Annotated in this window: 2 protein-coding genes and 1 pseudogene; 1 reads left to right on the forward strand and 2 read right to left on the reverse strand. The window is 44.7% G+C overall.

Annotated features, from left to right (window positions below; all coding sequences use genetic code 11):
- Positions 1 to 219 precede the first annotated feature (219 nt).
- Positions 220 to 1,745: pseudogene (locus tag Q1A70_RS19210) on the forward strand (mannose-1-phosphate guanylyltransferase/mannose-6-phosphate isomerase).
- An 81-nt stretch (positions 1,746 to 1,826) separates the two neighbouring features.
- Here Q1A70_RS19210 and aroG read toward each other — a convergent pair.
- Both aroG and Q1A70_RS19220 read right to left on the reverse strand, forming a co-directional pair.
- Complete coding sequence (gene aroG / locus Q1A70_RS19215; protein WP_299695469.1) at positions 1,827 to 2,879, reverse strand: 3-deoxy-7-phosphoheptulonate synthase AroG; 1,053 nt, start codon at positions 2,877 to 2,879, stop codon at positions 1,827 to 1,829.
- 431 nt (positions 2,880 to 3,310) lie between these two features.
- On the reverse strand, positions 3,311 to 3,928 hold the full coding sequence (locus Q1A70_RS19220; RefSeq protein WP_299695471.1) for an NAD(P)-dependent alcohol dehydrogenase: 618 nt from the start codon (positions 3,926 to 3,928) through the stop codon (positions 3,311 to 3,313).
- Positions 3,929 to 4,015: the final 87 nt, after the last annotated feature.

The raw sequence follows: 4,015 nt of genomic DNA on the forward strand, positions 1-4,015 counted from the left end.
CGCTGGCATTCATGTTGATGTGGCTACCGATGTATTGTTGAACGCGAAATGTACAGCAAAGATCAACACGCCCTAGACTCAACGAATTGCGGTACTAAAGTATGTGACTCTCTCCAACAGAAAGTCACCGATAGCCAGTATCGCGATTGGTTATCGATAAGTAATAAGTGTTAGGCGTGGTAACATGCCGTTAATATTTAATATACCTATGATCACACTATGATTTTACCTGTCATCTTGGCTGGCGGCTCCGGAAGCCGCCTCTGGCCATTGTCGAGAAAGCTTTACCCTAAGCAATTCCTGAGTATTGCAGGCAAACAATCAATGCTTCAGAAAACCCTTCAGCGCTTGCAAGGTCTAGAGGGACACCTAACAGATAGCAACTGCGATGCACCATTGATCATCTGTAATGAAGAGCACCGCTTCATTACCGCCGAACAAATCCGTGCTGCAAATATCCAACACAGTGGTATTTTATTAGAGCCTGTCGGCAGAAACACTGCACCTGCCATTGCGCTTGCCGCGTTGCAAGCTTTAGCCAAACCGACGAGTCGTAACCGTAATCATCAATACCAACACCAACAAGCCGATCCTGTATTACTAGTACTGCCTGCCGATCATCACATCGCCGACACCTCTGAGTTCCAAAAAGTGGTTAGCCGAGGTATGGATTACGCGAAACAAGGCAAACTGGTGACATTCGGCATCACGCCAAACGCTGCAGAGACGGGCTATGGCTACATCAAGCAGGGAAAACCGCTTCCCCCAATCCAGCGAACAAATGGCAAGACAGTAAAGCAAGGTATTCACTCAGCTTACGCCATTGAGTGCTTCGTTGAAAAGCCTGATAAGTCCACAGCAGAAAGCTATATTCGCTCACAGCAGTACTTGTGGAACAGCGGTATATTCCTGTTCAAGGCCTCAACCTATCTTGCAGAGCTGGCTGAGCATCACCCGGAGATCTTAGCCGCTTGTAAGCTTGCTCTTGCAAAACAAAATAGCGATCTCGATTTTATCCGGATTGATGAACAAGCATTCAAAAACAGCCCAAGCGATTCTATTGACTATGCAGTGATGGAAAAGACTGCTCACGCTGCCGTAATTCCGATGGATGTGGCTGGAATGACATCGGTTCATGGTCTGCCATCTGGGACGTCAGTGACAAAGACGAGCAGAACAACGTCATTGAAGGAGATGTGTTAACCGCCGACTCTCAGCACAACTACATTCATGCTGAAAATAAGCTCGTTGCAACCGTTGGCGTTGAAAATCTCATCATTGTCGAAACTAAGGACGCAATATTGGTCGCAGATAAAGACAAGGTTCAGGGCGTAAAATCGATTGTGAGCCAACTGGATCAAACAGGTCGCACTGAACATCTTTATCACCGTGAAGTCTTTCGCCCTTGGGGTAAATACGATGTGATTGATTTAGGAAAGCGTGACAAAGTAAAGCGCATTACTGTAAACGCTGGACATAAGCTGTCACTACAAAGGCATCATCATAGAGCCGAGCACTGGATTGTGGTGGCCGGCACCGCAAAAGTGACCAATGATGAGCAAACCTACCTTATCAACGAAGATCAATCCACCTACATTCCGCTCGGTCATCTCCACAGCTTAGAAAATCCCGGACATTCCCCTCTAGAGATGATCGAAGTGCAAACGGGTGGGTATTTAAGTGAAGACGATATCGTTCGCTATCAAGACAGCTATGGACAAGATGTTCGCAATAAACCGTATTAAAAAAAACAGTATTAAAAAAAAACTCATGAATTTTCACTCATGAGGGCTTCACAATTGATGTGCTGTCTTTAGATAGCTTGTCTACTTGTTACGACGAGTTTCAACGGCGTCTGCCAGTTGGCGAAGCACTGTTTCAGTATCTTCCCAATTAATACAAGCATCGGTGATCGACTGACCGTATGTCGCAGCTTTGCCGTCGACTAAGTCTTGACGGCCTTCAACTAGGTGAGATTCGATCATCACACCAAAGATTGCTTTTTCACCAGCAGAGATCTGTGCGCTGACGTCATCAGAAACGTTGATTTGGCGCTTAAACTGCTTAGAACTGTTTGCATGGCTGAAATCAATCATCACCTTCTGTGGCAGACCAGAAGCCTCTAGTTCTTGTTTGATCTTAGCAACGTGCTCAGCGCTGTAGTTTGGCTCTTTACCACCGCGTAGGATGATATGACAATCAGGGTTACCCGCTGTTTCAACGATAGCTGAATGGCCGTACTTAGTAACCGACAAGAAATGGTGAGAAGCACTAGCAGAGCGGATTGCATCGGTTGCAATCTTAATGTTGCCATCCGTACCATTTTTAAAGCCAACAGGACAAGATAGACCTGATGCCAGTTCGCGGTGAACTTGTGACTCAGTCGTACGTGCGCCAATTGCACCCCAGCTAATAAGGTCAGCAACGTATTGAGGTGTGATCATATCTAGGAATTCACTCGCTGTTGGCATACCAAGATCGGTTAAATCAAGCAGTAGCTTACGTCCTAGGCGAAGACCATCGTTTAGCTTGAACGTGTCATCCATGTACGGGTCGTTGATTAAACCTTTCCAACCGACGGTTGTACGTGGTTTTTCAAAGTAAACACGCATCACAATTTCAAGCTTATCGCCTAGCTCGTCGCGTAGCACTTTCAAACGTTTTCCGTACTCAAGAGCCGCTTCTGTGTCGTGAATCGAGCATGGACCAACAATAACAAGTAAGCGGTCGTCGCTGTCATCTAAAATATTGTGGATCGCTTTACGGCTTTCAAAGGTTGTCGAAGAAGCAACTTCTGTTGCTGGAAACTTCTCTAAAACAGCAACAGGTGGTAATAGCTCTTTTACTTTGTTAATTCTTACATCATCAGTCTGAAACATCGCTTACTTCTTCCTATTCTCTATCCTTGGACTGAATGGACGTTATCTCGCGCAACTTTCCACCAGCAATTATCTTGTTGTTCCCTGTAACTTAACTAGTAAAAAACCCACTTTCAATCACTAATTTTAAAATAAGACAATTTTTTTGTTGTTTTACATTTAAAACACTCTGTATGGAATTATTTACACACCACTAATTGTACAATTTATGATTAAGTCAGGTTCTCGGCTTCGACACCTCATATACAGGCCAACCGCCATAGCCTGAACGCAAAAAAGCTCACGTGATCAACGTGAGCTTCAATCTAATGACTTTCGTTCTGATCAGCAGCTGGAAACAGCAAGCCGATCATTTCGACTTAATCGCATTAATAGCAATTTAATAGTGACCATCACCAATCACTGGGCGATAAGCACACCATTTACAGTAACTAGGGCGTGTTGATGACTTTGCCAAAGTGTTGCGCGGATTCTAAATAATCATACGCTTTTTCAGATTCACTAAACTTAAATTCTTTATCGATAATTGGGCTGATCTTATGTTGGCTTAGAGCATCATTAAACCTTGCATACATCGCCTTACTGCCAACATGAATACCGTACATTGAGATCATTTTTACCGTGATAGGCACTGTGTTTACCTTCTCATCGAATCCCGTGAGTACACCAATTAAACTGATCACGCCCCTGATCTTAACGGCATTCATCGATTTTTCGAGTGTTCCTGCGCCACCGACCTCAAGGACCATATCGACCCCTTTACCATTCGTTAGCTCTAAAACGGCTGCGTCCCAATCCGGTCTCTCTCGATAGTTTATGGTATGAGTTGCGCCCAATGATCTGGCAACGTTGAGTTTCTCGTTAGAACTGGATGTGACAATCGTCTCAATACCCAAAGCGCTAGCCAATTGAAGTGCAAAGATTGAAACGCCGCCAGTACCTTCGATAAGTACGATTTGTCCAGCTTTTAAAGGTTGCTGATGCTCAAACATTGCATGCCATGCGGTCAGCCCCGCGCATGGTAACGTGGCGGCCTGCTCGTATGTCATGTATTCAGGAAACCTTATATACTCGTTCAACTTGAAGATGCAGGCTTGAGAACTTGAAAGTTATCATTAATTCGAGATGCCAAAGAG

The organism is uncultured Vibrio sp. (assembly GCF_947488985.1).
Lineage (GTDB): Bacteria > Pseudomonadota > Gammaproteobacteria > Enterobacterales > Vibrionaceae > Vibrio.

Coding starts and splice junctions, on each gene's coding strand:
- aroG (WP_299695469.1), bottom strand. CDS start 2,879: ATGTTTCAGACTGATGATGTAAGAATTAACAAAGTAAAAGAGCTATTA.
- Q1A70_RS19220 (WP_299695471.1), bottom strand. CDS start 3,928: ATGACATACGAGCAGGCCGCCACGTTACCATGCGCGGGGCTGACCGCA.